This is a genomic window from Dellaglioa sp. CoH-57-MRSF-20 (genome assembly GCF_056781955.1).
In genome coordinates this window covers 1-244 of the sequence record NZ_JBXAXV010000320.1, presented here as the reverse complement: position 1 = coordinate 244, position 244 = coordinate 1, and the positions used below count along the sequence as shown (strand labels likewise).

The 244-nt window shown below is 53.7% G+C and carries 1 protein-coding gene; it reads right to left on the bottom strand.

Features of this window, described 5'->3' with window-relative positions; all coding sequences use genetic code 11:
• Positions 1 to 244: hypothetical protein (locus AC1RPN_RS09165; protein WP_481763874.1), on the bottom strand; the 244-nt coding region annotated here is incomplete at both ends.

Sequence of the window (244 nt, the reverse complement as noted above, 5' to 3'; positions counted from 1 at the left end):
GGAGAAATGTCAACCGGAAGCCACGTCGCGGGAATCTTGACGACGGCGCGCTTTTTGTCGAGGTCATTCAGCTGAATCACGAGGTCCGCAAAACCAACGTTCTGGTGGTTTTTGGGCACGAAGTTCGATATGTGCGACAGATTGACCACATAGAGCGGACCTATGTAGTTCGGGTTGCGCATGTGATAAACGCCATCGTCTTGGTTCCAGTCCTGCACAACGGTGCGTGGCAGGTCCCGAATGT